17 protein-coding genes are annotated in these 13,656 nt (G+C 62.9%); 13 read left to right on the plus strand and 4 right to left on the minus strand.

The genetic code is table 11. The features are described from left to right. Positions 1-9 precede the first annotated feature (9 nt). Positions 10-2,772, plus strand: coding sequence for a DNA gyrase subunit A (gene gyrA, locus MF606_RS08615; RefSeq protein WP_275693138.1), 2,763 nt, complete (start codon positions 10-12; stop codon positions 2,770-2,772). Between the two features lie 64 nt (positions 2,773-2,836). On the opposite strand, the gene MF606_RS08620 is transcribed toward gyrA, so the two are convergent. Continuing rightward, positions 2,837-3,337, minus strand: coding sequence for a DUF805 domain-containing protein (locus tag MF606_RS08620; RefSeq protein WP_240233388.1), 501 nt, complete (start codon positions 3,335-3,337; stop codon positions 2,837-2,839). Between the two features lie 170 nt (positions 3,338-3,507). Between MF606_RS08620 and MF606_RS08625 the strand changes: the two genes are divergently transcribed. The 10 genes from MF606_RS08625 (at position 3,508) to ampC (ending at position 10,919) form a co-directional block, all read left to right on the plus strand. Next, positions 3,508-4,125, plus strand: a complete 618-nt coding sequence (locus MF606_RS08625) for a LysE family translocator (protein ID WP_240233389.1) — start codon at positions 3,508-3,510, stop codon at positions 4,123-4,125. Between the two features lie 2 nt (positions 4,126-4,127). Beyond that, positions 4,128-5,348 carry an MFS transporter gene (locus MF606_RS08630; protein ID WP_240233390.1) on the plus strand — a complete coding sequence of 407 codons (1,221 nt, stop codon included), beginning with the start codon at positions 4,128-4,130 and terminating at the stop codon, positions 5,346-5,348. Next, entirely contained in the window at positions 5,345-5,803 is a 459-nt protein-coding gene (locus MF606_RS08635) for a GNAT family N-acetyltransferase (protein ID WP_240233391.1), read from the plus strand. The genes MF606_RS08630 and MF606_RS08635 overlap by 4 nt, the downstream gene beginning before the upstream one ends. A 47-nt stretch (positions 5,804-5,850) precedes the next feature. Beyond that, a complete protein-coding gene (gene coaD / locus MF606_RS08640) occupies positions 5,851-6,345 on the plus strand; it encodes a pantetheine-phosphate adenylyltransferase (RefSeq protein ID WP_240233392.1) in 495 nt (164 codons plus the stop codon). After that, positions 6,342-6,929 carry a peptidylprolyl isomerase gene (locus tag MF606_RS08645; RefSeq protein ID WP_240233393.1) on the plus strand — a complete coding sequence of 196 codons (588 nt, stop codon included), beginning with the start codon at positions 6,342-6,344 and terminating at the stop codon, positions 6,927-6,929. Before coaD ends, MF606_RS08645 begins: the two co-directional genes overlap by 4 nt. Positions 6,930-7,163: 234 nt before the next feature. Continuing rightward, a complete protein-coding gene (locus MF606_RS08650) occupies positions 7,164-7,643 on the plus strand; it encodes a peptidylprolyl isomerase (RefSeq protein WP_240233394.1) in 480 nt (159 codons plus the stop codon). Between the two features lie 118 nt (positions 7,644-7,761). Next, positions 7,762-8,022, plus strand: a complete 261-nt coding sequence (locus tag MF606_RS08655) for a hypothetical protein (RefSeq protein WP_240233395.1) — start codon at positions 7,762-7,764, stop codon at positions 8,020-8,022. An 82-nt stretch (positions 8,023-8,104) separates the two neighbouring features. Beyond that, the gene (locus MF606_RS08660; protein ID WP_240233396.1) at positions 8,105-8,554 is read left to right on the plus strand and encodes a DMT family transporter; all 450 of its coding nucleotides are present in this window, start codon (positions 8,105-8,107) and stop codon (positions 8,552-8,554) included. Positions 8,555-8,623: 69 nt separating this feature from the next. Beyond that, complete coding sequence (gene queA, locus MF606_RS08665; protein ID WP_240233397.1) at positions 8,624-9,688, plus strand: tRNA preQ1(34) S-adenosylmethionine ribosyltransferase-isomerase QueA; 1,065 nt, start codon at positions 8,624-8,626, stop codon at positions 9,686-9,688. A gap of 130 nt (positions 9,689-9,818) precedes the next feature. Next, entirely contained in the window at positions 9,819-10,919 is a 1,101-nt protein-coding gene (gene ampC, locus MF606_RS08670; protein ID WP_240233813.1) for a class C beta-lactamase, read from the plus strand. Positions 10,920-11,018: 99 nt separating this feature from the next. On the opposite strand, the gene MF606_RS08675 is transcribed toward ampC, so the two are convergent. The 3 genes from MF606_RS08675 to MF606_RS08685 all read right to left on the minus strand — a co-directional run bounded on the left by MF606_RS08675 (position 11,019) and on the right by MF606_RS08685 (position 12,187). Beyond that, positions 11,019-11,420, minus strand: a complete 402-nt coding sequence (locus MF606_RS08675; protein WP_240233398.1) for a hypothetical protein — start codon at positions 11,418-11,420, stop codon at positions 11,019-11,021. Next, entirely contained in the window at positions 11,417-11,845 is a 429-nt protein-coding gene (locus MF606_RS08680; RefSeq protein ID WP_240233399.1) for a hypothetical protein, read from the minus strand. The genes MF606_RS08675 and MF606_RS08680 overlap by 4 nt, the downstream gene beginning before the upstream one ends. A gap of 135 nt (positions 11,846-11,980) precedes the next feature. After that, the gene (locus MF606_RS08685) at positions 11,981-12,187 is read right to left on the minus strand and encodes a hypothetical protein (protein ID WP_240233400.1); all 207 of its coding nucleotides are present in this window, start codon (positions 12,185-12,187) and stop codon (positions 11,981-11,983) included. Between the two features lie 29 nt (positions 12,188-12,216). On the opposite strand from MF606_RS08685, the gene MF606_RS08690 reads away from it, so the two are divergent. Together MF606_RS08690 and tgt are read left to right on the plus strand one after the other, a co-directional pair. Beyond that, a complete protein-coding gene (locus tag MF606_RS08690; protein WP_240233401.1) occupies positions 12,217-12,357 on the plus strand; it encodes a hypothetical protein in 141 nt (46 codons plus the stop codon). 158 nt (positions 12,358-12,515) lie between these two features. Continuing rightward, positions 12,516-13,655, plus strand: coding sequence for a tRNA guanosine(34) transglycosylase Tgt (gene tgt, locus MF606_RS08695; RefSeq protein WP_240233402.1), 1,140 nt, complete (start codon positions 12,516-12,518; stop codon positions 13,653-13,655). The last annotated feature ends 1 nt before the right edge of the window (position 13,656 follow it).

Below are 13,656 nucleotides of genomic sequence, written 5' to 3' on the forward strand. Positions count from 1 at the left end.
ATCACCCCAGTGACCGATACGCCTGAAAACGGAACTGGCGCGCTGCCGCCCTCCGACATTTCGCTGATTTCCATCACCGACGAGATGCGCAAATCGTATCTCGATTATGCGATGAGTGTGATCGTCAGCCGTGCGCTGCCCGATGTGCGCGATGGCCTCAAGCCCGTGCACCGGCGCATCCTCTTCTCGATGAACGAGAACGGCTACGAGTATAACAAGCCGTACCGCAAGTCGGCCCGCGTCGTCGGCGACGTTATCGGTAAGTACCATCCGCACTCAGACCAGGCCGTCTACATGGCCTTGGTGCGCATGGCGCAGGACTTCTCGATGGGCGAGCTACTTGTCGAAGGCCAGGGCAATTTCGGCTCGGTCGACGGCGATATGCCCGCCGCCATGCGCTATACCGAAGTGCGCATGCAGAAGATCACCAATTCCATGCTCGACGACCTCGACAAGGACACGGTGAACTTCAAGGACAACTATGACGGCTCCGAAAAGGAGCCATCGGTACTGCCGGCGCGGTTCCCCAACATGCTGGTCAATGGCGGTAGCGGCATCGCCGTCGGCATGGCCACCAACGTGCCCACGCACAATCTGGGCGAGACCATCGATGCCGCGCTGCTGGTGCTCGATAATCCATCGGTCATTACCGAGGAACTGCTCGCCGTGCTGCCCGGGCCGGATTTCCCGACCGCGGGCATCATTCTGGGCCGCAGCGGCATTCGGCAGGCCTATGAGACAGGTCGCGGCTCGATCATGGTGCGCGGTCGCGTTGCCGTGGAGGAGATCCGCAAGGAGCGCGAAGCGCTCATCATCACCGAACTGCCCTATCAGGTGAACAAGGCCGTACTGGTCGAAAAGATCGCCGAGCTGGTGCGCGACAAGCGCATCGAGGGCATCGCCGACATGCGCGACGAGTCATCGCGCGAGGGCATGCGCGTGGTCATCGAGATCAAGCGCGACGCGCTGCCAGACGTGGTGCTGAACCAGCTCTACCGCTTCACCGCGCTGCAATCGTCCTTCGGCTGCAATTTCGTGGCGCTGAACGGCGGTAAGCCGCAATTGATGAACCTGCGCGAGATTTTGCAGGCGTTTATTGATTTCCGTCACGAAGTGGTTACGCGTCGCGCCCGCTTCCTGCTCAACAAAGCCCGCGATCGCGCCCATATCCTGGTCGGTCTCGCCGTGGCCGTGGCCAATATCGACGAGGTCATCGCCCTGATCCGCACCGCGCCCGATCCGGCGACGGCGCGCGAGCAGCTGATGACCCGCCGCTGGCCGGCGCAAGACGTGGCGCCGCTGATCGCACTGATCGACGATCCACGCCACCGTATCAACGAAGACGGTACGTTCAACCTGTCGGAAGAGCAGGCCCGCGCCATCCTCGAGCTGCGCCTCGCCCGCCTCACCGCCCTCGGCCGCGACGAAATCGGCGAAGAGCTCAACGGCCTCGGCCTCGAGATTGAGGACTATCTCGATATCCTGCGCAGCCGCGACCGCGTGGTCGAAATCATCCGCAATGAACTGACCGAGATCAAGGAACAGTTCAACACGCCGCGGCGCACCGAGATTTCCGATTTCGTCGGCGATTTCGATGACGAGGACCTGATCGCCCGCGAAGACATGGTCGTGACCGTGTCGCATGAAGGCTACATCAAGCGCGTGCCCCTCTCGACCTATCGGGCCCAGAACCGCGGCGGCAAGGGCCGTTCGGGCATGGCAACGCGCGACGAGGATTTCGTCAGCCGCTTGTTCGTGGCCAATACCCACACGCCGGTGCTGTTCTTCACCGACCGAGGCATTGCCTACAAGCTCAAGGTCTGGCGCCTGCCTCTGGCCGCTGCCAATGCGCGCGGCAAGGCGCTTATCAACATCCTGCCACTGGAGCAGGGCGAACGGCTGACCACCATCATGCCGCTGCCCGAGGACGAGACGAGCTGGGGCAACCTGGACATCATGTTCGCCACGACGCGCGGCACGGTGCGCCGCAACTCGCTCGCGGACTTCGTCGAAGTGCGCCAGAACGGCAAGATCGCCATGAAGCTCGACGAAGGCGACCAGATCGTCGGTGTTGAGACGGCGACCGCGAATGACGACGTGCTGCTGACCACGGCGCTGGGTCAGGCCATCCGTTTCCAGGTCGACGACGTGCGCGTGTTCAAGGGTCGCGATTCCATGGGCGTGCGTGGCATCCAGCTTGCTGAAGGTGACGTCGTCATCTCCATGGCCGTGATCAACCACTCCGATGCTTCGGCCGAAGAACGGGCCGCCTATCTCAAGATGAGCCGCGCAGTGCGTGGCGAAGGGGCCGAGGAAGAGGCGGGTTCGGATGAGGGCGATGTAGTAGCTGGCGAACTGCCGCAGGAGCGTTACGCTCAAATGAGCGCCACCGAGCAGTTCATCCTGACCATCTCGGAAAACGGCTACGGCAAGCGCACCTCCAGCCACGAGTACCGGATCACCGGCCGTGGCGGTAAGGGCATCGTCGCCATGGCGGTCAATAAGCGCAACGGCAATCTCGTCTCGAGCTTCCCCGTGCAGGACGACGACCAGATCATGCTGATCAGCGACGGCGGCCAGACCATTCGTCTGCCCGTGGGCGGCGACAAGCCAATCCGCATCGTCTCGCGCGGCAGCCAGGGCGTCATCGTCTTTGACACCGCCGAGGGCGAGAAAGTGATGTCGGTGGAACACATCAGCGAACCCGAGGGCGACGATACGCCCGAGGCACCGGATGCCCCCGAGGCTCCGGAAAGCCCGGTCACCGAGTAAGCAAAAGGGGCGCCCAGGCGCCCCTTTTTGGGTGTATCGGTGGCTCGGATTTCCACCCGGGGAGTTAGATGAACCGCCCCGAACTCGGAGACTGCGCACCCCCACCCATAGATGGCGTGCGGCTGTTATTGCCCATGCGGACGCCGCGCGGGATGGTGGAGTAGCGCGGCTGCTGCTGTGGCTGCGGCCGGTATCGGGGCTCGTAGGTGCTCGGGGCCGGGCCGTCATAGGCGTTCGAGCCTTCCTCGGACGGGCAGCAGGCCCAGAACAGCAACACGAAACCGCCGAAGGGCACGAAGTTGAGCAGCCACCAAGCGCCGGATTTGCCAATATCATGCAGGCGGCGGATCTGCACGGTGAGGCCGGGAATGACGTGGAAGATCATCACGAAGATGGTCGCCGGCATATAGGGATTCTTCGGATCGATCCCGCCGAGCGAATAGTCCACGGCTATGGCCGCGGCGTATACGAAGATCTGCATCAGGAAGAACATCCAGTACTGCATGCGCGTGCTGCGACCCGAAAATTCGAAATACCGCAGCAATCCGTCAAAGTAAGAGCGCATCCCAGTCCCCAATGGATGTATCGACGCACCACGAATATTTGATGCGCGTTGTTTTTCGATACGCGAACTCGCTACAATTTTAGCGATTGCGGATCAGCGCGCGGTGGGGCCTTGCCATTTGGCCGGGGCAATGGCTTTCTGACCATCCCCGTCGCCGGAAAGAACCGATCATGATCGATCCCGCAATCATCCTGCCTTACGTACTGGCCTGCCTGCTGTTCTCCATCATTCCAGGACCATCGGTATCGGTGGTGATCGCCAATTCCCTGGCGGGCGGCACCAGGGCGGGTCTGTTCACCATCCTCGGTACCGAATTGAGCATGCTAAGCATGGTCTTTACCGTCGCAGTGGGCCTTGAAGCGGTGATGAATGTCGTCTCGGGCGCGTTCGAGTTCATCAAACTCGCCGGCGCCGCCTATCTGATCTGGATCGGCTGGAAAATGGTTCGCTCCACCGGCCAGTTGAGCTTTGCCGATGGCGAACGCCTGCCGATCGGCCGATACGTCTGGCAGGGCGCACTGATCAGCTGGTCGAACCCCAAGACCTTGCTGTTCCTCAGCGCCTTCCTGCCGCAGTTCATCGACCTGAGCCGGCCCGCCTTTGGCCAGATCATGACCCTCGGCCTGATCGTCATGGCGGTCGCCACCATCAGCGATAGCGTCTACGCCATCGCGGCCGGACAGGCGCGTCATCTCTTGACCGCTGCTCGCGTGCGCATGGTGAACCGGGTCTCGGGCGCCATCCTCATGGCTGGGGGCGTCTGGCTGGCGCTGCAGAAGCGGGCCTAACAGTGGACTCGAAGCCGTCGGGTTACCGGTCGCTGCTGGCGATGCCGGTGCCGCGCCGATTGGCACTGGCCTCGATTCCGGCGGACTTCGCCGACTGGCTGGACTACGCCGCCATCGTTGCTCTGCTGGTTTTCGCCTGGGGCGAGGGGCCTTTCGTGCTGGCCCTGTTCGCCTTCTGCCTGACGCTGCCCTATGTCGCGGTCGGGCCGCTGCTGGCCGTGCTTGTCGATCGCGCACCGCTGGCTCGCGTCCTGGTAGTGAGCAATCTCGGGCGTGGACTGGCGACCCTGGCCCTGGTCTTTGCCGGGCACACCGCGATTGTCCTCGCCATCGTCTTCGTGCGGGCCTGCATCGATTCCGCCTTCACCCCGGCCCGGCAGGCGGCCATCCAGGCATCGACCCCACCCGACCTGCTGGCCAGCGCCAATGGGCTGCATCAAGCCATCAATCAAACCTCGAAGATTGCCGGCCCCGCGGTTGGCGGGCTGCTATTGGCCGTCATGCCGGCGCAATCGGTGTTCGGCCTCAACGCCGTCTTGTCGCTGATCGCGGCGGCCCTCGTGTTTGACATTGCCCTGCCGCCCAAGCCGCAGAGCGAAGCCACCGATTTCCGGAGTGAACTACTGGCTGGTGTGAGCGAATTCCGCCGCAGCCGCCTGCTGCTGGTCGCGCTCGTTTTCTCGGCGGTGGCGTTCTTCGCGGTGTTTCTTTACGACGCGCTCATTGCCCTGTTGGCCGAAGATTTTGGGCTTGGCGTCACCGCTTTTGGCTTCGGCATTGCCGCTTCCGGCGGCGGCGGTTTGATCGGCGCGCTGCTGGCGGGTAGCCTCGCCACCAGGCATCCCGTTTCCAGCATGATCGTGTCGGCTTTGTTTTCGGGCACAGTCACCATGCTGGTATCGCTGGCGGCGCTGCAGGGCTACGACATGCCGGCAATCCCCTATTTCATCATCCTGGCACTGATGGGCGGGTCATTCGCCTTCATGCTCGTGCCCTATCGCACCATCGTGCAGACCGAAACGCCGCCCGACCGCATCGCCAGGGTGTTCGCCGCAGGCGAGGCGGTGACGACCGCCGTGATGCTGTCGGCCCCCTTCATCGGCAGTGCCATCGCTGCCGCCTTCGGCACCGGCATGGCCTTTCTAGCCGGCGGCGCATTGCTGTTCACGTTGGGCGCTGTCAGTGCCGTCGTCACCCTCGTTGGCAAGTCGAGAACACCATGATCATCACCGACCTCAAACAGGCACCGCAGCATTTCGACACGGTCGCCGATCGCATCTGGCGCGCCTGGTGGGAGGCTGACGGCGACCCGATCTCGGATCTGGTCGAGGGGCTGCGCGAGGTCGGCGCCGCCGACGGTTTTCCCTGCACCTTTGTCGCGAGCGATAACGATCGTTTTCTTGGCACGGTCACCGCCATCCAGTCTGACATTTCGGACCGCCCGCATCTCGGTCCCTGCGTCGCCGCCCTGTGGGTCGAACCGGACGCGCGCGGTCGGGGCATTGCCCAATCGCTGATCGGCGCGGTGCTGGCCCTCTATGTCAGCCTTGGCTTCAAGAAAGCCTATCTCTCGGCCCGGCCGCATTTGCACGACTTCTACGCGCTACGCGGCTGGACGCTGGTCGAGAGCGATGTGGGACGCGACCACCTCTACATCTTCCGCCGCGCCTTGCCATGAATCTGCTTGCGTGACAAAACCCCTGTAACAACAAAGGGGAGGGCGGCATGGGCAGGCTCGTAGGTTTTTATCCCGGCTCGTTTGATCCGCTGACCAATGGTCATCTCGATGTCATCGAGCGGGCCTGCAAGCTGGTCGACACGCTGGTCGTCGCCGTCGGCATCAATGCGGGCAAGAAGACCCCGCTTTTCGCCCATGCGGATCGCCTCGCGATTCTCGAACAGGTGCTGGGGCCGGTCGGCAAGCGCACCGACACCGAATTCAAGATCGTCGATTTCAGCGGCCTCATGGTCAATGCCGCGCGCGAACATGGCGCCAAGCTGATCATCCGCGGCCTGCGCGACACCACCGATTACAATTACGAAATGCAGATGGTCGGCATGAATGCGCAGATGGCGCCCGATTTACAGACCGTCTTCTTGCCGTCCAGCCCTCCTGTTCGGCATATCTCGGCCACATTGGTGCGCCAGATCGCAGAAATGGGCGGCGATATTTCCGCCTTCGTCCCGCAAATCGTTCTCAAGGCCCTGAAAACCAAATGACCGTCCTTACCCGTCGCCTGTTCGGCGCCCTCGTCATCGGCGCCGCGGCCCTGACTGCCGCGCCTGCCTTCGCCCAGGCCGGCACGCCGCACCTGATCCTCACGCTGGAGGACGGTACGGTCGATATCGAACTGCTGCCCGCGCTTGCCCCCAAGCACGTCGCCCGGGTGATCGAACTGACCGAAGCCGGCGCCTATGACGGCGTAGTGTTCCACCGCGTCATCGACGGCTTCATGGCCCAGACCGGCGACGTCAAGTTCGGCAAGACCGGCGGTGCCGAGTTCAACCTGGCCCAGGCCGGCATGGGCGGCTCGGACCTGCCCGACGTCGAGGCCGAGTTCAATGCCGAGAGCTTCCAGCGCGGCGTGCTCGGCGCGGCTCGCTCGCAGGACCCGAACTCGTTCAATTCGCAGTTCTTCATCACCACCGATGACGCCAGCTTCCTCGACGGCCAGTACACCGTCTTCGGCAAGGTCGTGAGCGGCATGGAAGCTGTCGACGCGCTCGAAAAGGGCCCGCAGGAACAGAACGGCGCCGTGGCTAACCCGGACAAGATTGTCACGGCAAAGATCGAATACAAGTAAGATCCGCTCGGACCCATCTGTTTATCGTCATCACCCGGCTTGTCCGGGTGATCCATTTTTCGGCGACCGGGATGGCGATGGATTGCCCGGACGAGCCGGGCAATGACGATAGCGGGATGGGTTTCGCAGCCGTCGACTAGATATTGCGGTGGCAGACCCCAACGCCCTGGCCTTGCACCGACCACCCTTTCGGCCTAAATGCGGGCCACAACCTCCCAATCGAAAGTTGCACAAATGGCTGAATACGCCGATCCCGAGAACACCCTCGTCATCGAAACCACGCAGGGCAATGTCGTCATCGCCATGCGTCCGGACCTGGCGCCGAACCACGTCGCGCACATCAAGAAGCTGGCGCGTGAAGGCTTCTACGATGGCATCGTGTTCCACCGCGTGATCGAGGGCTTCATGGCCCAGACCGGTTGCCCGCAGGGCCGCGGCACCGGCGGTTCCAAGTATCCGGACCTCAAGCAGGAATTCAACGCCGAGCCCCACGTGCGCGGCACCGCCTCGATGGCCCGCGCCCAGAGCCCGGACTCGGCCAATTCGCAGTTCTTCCTCTGCTTCGCCGATGCGCCCTTCCTCAACAAGCAGTATACCGTTTGGGGCAAGGTCATCGAGGGCATGGACAATGTCGACAAGATCAAGCGCGGCGAACCTGTCATCAACCCGGACAAGATGGTCTCGGTCAAGGTCGCGGCTGACATCGCTGCCTAAGCCCGCCGGGCTGGCTTTCGCAGCCAGCCTAGCCCTGGCTGTCCCTGCGGCGGCCAGTGGCGGCATCTTCTGCGAGGGCGATAACATTGCCCTCGATCTGGCCACCGGGCGCCTGCCGGTGCTCTACGTCATCGGCGCTTATGCGCAGGCAGATGGCACGACCTGGTCTACCGGCCCCGAACGGGGCGAGGGCATTCCGTTTGTGGTCGGACAGGCCTTTGCCGATGACCAGCAGGTTCTGGTCGACCTCACCGATCCCAATATGGAAACTGTCCTTGTCAGCGTCCGCCTCCGCTTTGATGGCGATGAGGACTGGCCGCTGACCGGAACGGTAGCTGCCAACGGCGCAACCTATCCGGTGCGTTGCGGCGAAGGCTGACCGTGCATTGCCTTGGTCCGGGAATCGGCTTTAGGTCGCCACCCGCGCCGTAAGGCGAACCACTTCAGGTCGTTTGATGAAAATGGATACAGTCCTCTGGGCGTTGATGGGCATCGTCGCGGGTGCCTGCATCGCCACCCAGGCGCCGATCAACGCGCAACTCGGCCGCAATCTCGGGGTGCCGATCGCCGCGGCCGGTGTGTCCTTTGTTGCCGGTGCCATCCTGCTTTGGGCCATTGCCTTCATCTACAGCAATGTCGCTGCCATCCCGATCAACTTTGGCGCGCCCGCGCCATGGACCTTCGTTGCCGGAGGCGTGCTTGGGGCGTTCTACGTGTTCTCCAACATCATGCTGACCCCGATGATCGGCGCGGCGGCCGTCATGGCGCTGTCGGTGGCCGGGCAATTGGTGGGCGGCATGTTCCTCGACAAGATCGGCTTCATGGGTATGGCCGTGCGCGAGATTTCTGTCGGCCGCATTGGCGGGGCGATCCTGCTGGTCACCGGCGCGCTGATGATCCGGGTGCTATAGGGAACCACTGCGTACCCGCGGCTATTCCCCTGCTACCCGCCCTCCGCCCGCTGTGCTAACGGACGCCCCATGCGAGTTTCCGATTTTGACTTCGACCTGCCCGAAAAGCTGATAGCCCTCCACCCGGTTGAGCCACGCGACAGCGCGCGCCTGCTGGTGGTGGACCCAGAGGTGGGGCTCTCCGACCGGCACATCCCCGATCTGCTGTGGCTCCTGAAGCCGGGCGACGTCCTCGTCGTCAACGACACCCGCGTACTGCCCGCCGAACTGCGCGGCACGCGTGTCCGTGGCGATAACCGCGCGACCGTGTCCTTCAACCTGCATAAGCGCGTCGACAGCCACACCTGGCGCGCCTTTGCCCGTCCCGCCAAGCGGCTGGCGCTGCTCGATCAGCTCGAACTGGGCAACGGACAGGCCGATGCTCTGACCGCCCGGGTCGCCGGCAAGGGCGATACCGGCGAGGTGACGTTGGAGTTCGATCTCGGCGGCGCCGAGCTCGACGAAGCCATCAAGTCACACGGCGCCATGCCGCTGCCGCCCTATATCGGCGCCAAGCGCGGCGTGGAGGAGCGCGACAAGGTCGACTACCAAACGGTCTATGCCGCAGAGGATGGGGCTGTCGCCGCGCCGACGGCGGGCCTCCATTTCACCGAAGCGCTGTTGCAGCAGCTTGCCGACAAGGGCGTCACCATCGAGCGGGTGACGCTGCATGTCGGGGCAGGGACCTTCCTGCCGATGAAGGTCGATGATACCGACGACCACGTCATGCATGCCGAATGGGGCGAGATCGATCAGGCCACGGTCGAACGCATCCATGCCAAAAAGGCGCTCGGTGGCCGCGTGATCGCCGTGGGCACCACCAGCCTGCGCCTGCTTGAGACGGCCTCCCGGGCGACGGGCACGCTGCAGCCCTTCATGGGCGATACCGATATCTTCATCACCCCCGGCTTCCGTTTCGCCATCGTCGACGCTTTGATGACCAACTTCCACCTGCCGAAGTCGACCCTGTTCATGCTGGTCAGCGCCTTTGCGGGCATGGACATGATGCGGCAGGCCTACGAGCACGCGATCGCTGCCGGCTACCGCTTCTATTCGTATGGGGATTCGTCCCTGCTCCTGCGGGCGGATTCGTAATAGTACAGCCGCCCACCCAAAGTCTTGCCATATTGCCCCGGCCTCCTCCCGGCGTTCGTTTTTGACAGCCTGAAGGAAACTGGTTTTGCGTATTCTGATAAAGACGGTCGCGCCGCTGGCACTGGCCGCCATGTCCTGTCTGTCTGCCCATGCTGCCGAAGCGCCGGAAGCCGTCGTCGCCGCCGTGAATGCGGCCTTTGAGCCGCTTCTGGCGCAGTATGACGTGCCCGGCCTCGCCGTCGGCGTCACCGTGAATGGCGAGCACTATTTCTTCAACTATGGCGTCGCTGCTCGCGATACCAGGGCCGCGGTCAACGAGAACACACTGTTCGAGCTGGGCTCGGTCAGTAAGATGTTCACCTCTACCCTGGGCAATTACGCCGTGGCGCAGGGCCACATGGCCTTGGACGACCATCCGTCCAAATACATGCCGGAACTCGCCGGAACGCCGATCGACCAGGCGGCTTTGCTGCATCTTGGCACCTACACGGTCGGCGGCCTGCCACTGCAATTCCCCGAGGCCGCGTCCATGGAGGCCTTCTTCCAGCAATGGCAGCCACAAGCCGCGCCCGGCGCCCGGCGCGACTATTCCAACCCTGCCATCGGTCTCTTCGGCTATGTCGCCGCCAAAGCGATGGGCCGGGACTTTGCCGATATCGCGCAGACGGAAATCTTCCCCGGCCTGGGCCTCCAAAGCACCTATATCCACGTCCCCGAAGCGGCGATGGCCAACTACGCCTGGGGCTACAGGGATGGCAGGGCGATGCGTGTCAATCCCGGCTGGCTGAGCGACGAAGCCTATGGCGTAAAATCCACGACGGCCGACATGATCCGCTTCGTCGAAGCCAATATCGCGCCCGATGACCTCTCCGGCCCGCTCAAAAGCGCGGTGCAAGCCACCCAGGTCGGCTACTTCCGTGTCAACGACACCGTGCAGGGCCTTGGTTGGGAGCAATATCCCTTCCCGGTTGCGCTCGATCAGTTGTTGGCCGGCAATTCTCCCGCCATGTCCATGGAGCCCAATCCCGCCACCGCGCTCAATCCGCCAGCCCAGCCATCCGGGCCGACGCTCTTTAACAAGACCGGCTCCACAAATGGCTTCGGCGCCTATGTGGCCTTTGTGCCCGCACAGAGAATCGGCGTGGTCATGCTCGCCAATACCGCCTTCCCAATTCCGGCCCGGGTCACCGCCACCCATGCCGTCCTGGAGCAATTGGCCAAGCTGAACTAGAGGGGGCGCCTCACCTGGATTGCCCGGCTCGTCCGGGCAGTCCAGGTTGAGCCCGATATCACTGGGATCACGCGAAAGTCGGGTGGGCGGCGACGCGCCTCAGTTGGCCGCAACCACCTTCATCACCTGGCCGTCAAAGCTGCATTGACCGCCAGTGAATGCAAAACAGCCGCCCTGTTCGGTGATGGTCAGGGCACCGGCCGCGTCGAAGCTGAGGCTGATCTCGCGGTGTTCCCCGCCGTCCTCGACAACCAAGGTGCCACCCGTGGCGTCGAGGTTCGTCTCGCCTTCGATGAAGGCAATACAGCCCGCCACGTCACCTTCCAGCACGAAGGTATCGATCGCGACGGCGTAGAGATCGTCTTTGATGTGGCTGATTTTCGCAGACAGCTCGCCGTCCTTGCCGTCCGAATACTCGCCTTCCTGGGCGAGTGTAGGGCAGGCAAAGGTAGCGAGCACGAGCAATGCGAGCGCCGGCCGAAGCAGGCTAGCAACGATCAATTGATCGCGCTCGTGTTGATCAGCTGGCCGGTGAAGCCACAAGAGGCGCCGTGATAGGCGATACAGCCGGACTTCTCCTCGATATTGAGGAAGCCGTCCTCGTCAAAGTTCAGCGCAATTTCACAGTACTGCTCACCAAGCATTGGGCTGTCCGACTTTGGGTCGTAGTCTTCGTTCTCGACGAAGAAATTACCGCCGGTCTCGTCAAGGATAGCCTCGCCCTCGATGCCGCCGCCGCAGCCAGGCATGCCGTCCTCGGTCATCGCCACGACAGTGCCGAGCGAAACGGCATAGACGTCGTTCTCGATATGCTTGATTTCAGCGGTCAGCTCGCCCTCGCCGCTACCGACATAGCTGCCCTCCTGGGCAAGGGCGGGAGAAGCGAGCAAGGCGATGGCAAACAGGGGCAGGGCAAAACGAAGCATGGGATAAGCCTATAGTCAGGGGTCAAACTAAAACGAGCCTTCGCGGGCAATTATGGCCGGAATCGGCCCGGTTGTCCCACCTATGGTGAACCGGTACAAGGCCGCCCCACGAAACAAGCGGGGTGTGTGCGGGGATCACCCGGCCGCTTTCAGGCTGACAACCTGGCCATCGAAACTGCAGGCCGCGCCGTGGAAATTCACGCAGCCGGAGCTTTCCTCGAGATTGAGAAAGCCCTCTTCGTCGAAGGTCATGTTGACTTCGCAGAACTGCTCGCCGTCGGAGCCCTCGACGTGATTTTCGTTCGCGACCTGTAGCGTGCCGCCATCGAGCGTGAACGCCATTTCGCCAGCGATCGAGCCGCTACAGCTCCGTGGCGCAGCCGGAGGGCTGGGACATTGCCGGCACCTATGTCGGCTCCGGGGAAGGCGAGATTACTGCCACCTTCGAGCGCCAGGACGGCGATATGTTCGACGTCACGCTGGAGACCATTTCCGGCAGCTCCCCGTCATGATGGCGACGGCAAGGATGGGCAAGACGAAACGTTTCATGGCTAGACTCTGGACTGATTGACCAATGGGCTTCGGCTCAATGCTTCGTGAGCAATCATGGCCAAAATCGGCCCGCGCCGACCAGTTGTCCTGCACAAGATGAACCGGTACAACGCCGGCCATGAACTCCACGACCAAGCAAGTCACCTTTACCCTTTCCGCCACCAATGGCATGGCGCGACGCGGTCGTATCGACACGCCACGCGGTGACATCCAGACGCCCGCCTTCATGCCCGTCGGCACGGCCGGCACCGTCAAGGCCATGTATCCCGAACAGGTGCGCGAGACCGGTGCCGATATCCTCTTGGGCAATACCTATCACCTGATGCTGCGCCCCGGCGCCGAGCGCGTGGCCTCGCAGGGCGGGCTGCATGATTTCATGGATTGGCAGCGACCCATCCTGACCGATAGCGGCGGCTTTCAGGTCATGTCGCTGGCCCAGTTGCGCAAGCTCACCGAAAAGGGGGTTACTTTCAAATCGCATATCGACGGCTCCAGCTATGAGCTGACCCCCGAACGCTCCATCGAGATCCAGACGCTGCTCGACAGCGACATCATCATGCAGCTCGACGAATGCCTGAAGCTGCCCGCCGAATACAAGGAAATGGAGCGCGCCATGGAGCTGTCGCTCCGCTGGGCCGACCGTTCCAAGACCGCATTCAACAATCAGGCCAACCGGGCGCTGTTTGGCATCGTGCAGGGCGGCGACAACCCCGAACTACGCGCCCGCTCGGCCCAGGGTCTCAAGTCCATCGGCTTTGACGGCTACGCGGTCGGTGGTCTCGCTGTCGGCGAGCCGCAAGACGTCATGTTCAAAGTGATCGAGGAGATCACGCCAGAACTCCCGACCGATCGTCCGCGCTATCTCATGGGTGTCGGCAAGCCTGACGACATTCTCGGCGCTGTGGGCCGCGGCATCGACATGTTCGACTGCGTGCACCCGACCCGCGCCGGTCGCCATGGTCACGTCTACACCCGCTTCGGCGTCATCAATCTGAAGAACGCCCGGCATAGGGATGACCACCGGCCGATCGACGAGGCTTCCCCCAATCCCAACTGCCGCCGCTGGAGCCGCGCCTATCTGCACCACCTCGTTAAGACTGAGGAGATTTTGGGCGCGATGATCCTTTCCCAGATCAACCTGGCCTATTATCAAGAGCTGGTGCAGGGCTGCCGCGGGGCAATCGAAGGCGGCCGGTTCAACGATTTTGCGGCAGAGACGCGCGCGGCATGGGCCGCCGGCGACCTGCCGGTCCTCTGAT

Origin of the sequence: Devosia lacusdianchii (assembly GCF_022429625.1) — a bacterium.
In the GTDB taxonomy this organism is placed as follows: Bacteria; Pseudomonadota; Alphaproteobacteria; order Rhizobiales; family Devosiaceae; genus Devosia; species Devosia lacusdianchii.